Source organism: Hymenobacter segetis, from assembly GCF_054776495.1.
Genome location: NZ_BAAHBV010000009.1, coordinates 1 through 656, shown reverse-complemented (window position 1 = coordinate 656; position 656 = coordinate 1). Strand labels below are relative to the sequence as shown.

At 54.9% G+C, this 656-nt stretch carries 1 protein-coding gene; it reads right to left on the bottom strand.

Annotated features, from left to right (window positions below; genetic code table 11):
* Positions 1-394: hypothetical protein (locus ACYU70_RS22425; protein WP_460616136.1), on the bottom strand; the 394-nt coding region annotated here is incomplete at its 3' end.
* Positions 395-656 lie beyond the last annotated feature (262 nt).

Genomic DNA, 656 nt, shown 5'->3' with positions numbered 1-656 from the left:
CCTGAATCCTGACGTTATCGATGCCGACAAGACAATTCATGGTCCGTGGGGAAGTCGGAAATGACTGCGGATAATAGTAAGGGGTATTTAATGGCCCGTTGAAGGCACTAATGTAGATTTGAAACGTGGCTATCCCTGGGGACAAGGCCGTATACTTGGCTGTGTTGAAGTTGGTCCGAGTCACTGGCAGCGAGTTGACCCGCATCTCAAACGTTGGCGCTTGGACGCCAGGCGATAGGACCGGGCAGCCGGAAGTATAGTCTGCCATCAGGTCCTGCATTTCCGCGTAAAAAGTGTACTCCCCGCCTTCCACCACCCGCACGTTCGTTTGCCACACCAGCACGGAAGTATTCGGAGATGAGTTATTGACCGGGACGGTGGCCCAAACGGCCATCAGGTGATTAGAGATGCCCCGCAAGTTGCACGTACTGCCTGCCCACGCGCTTGGTGTTACGCTCGAAGTACTACTACTCGGGCCGATTATACAGTACGTCTGCCCACCAGCGTACCCCGGATTGTAGGCGTTCGTAGAATAAGGCAGTAGCGAAGCCCCTTCATATTCCGCCGGGCCATTGCCACGTTGTTCGTCCGAGGAAACTTGGCTGTCTGCTGTTCCGGCACCCGTCCCCCGTGTCTCATAATCAAACGACTTGACT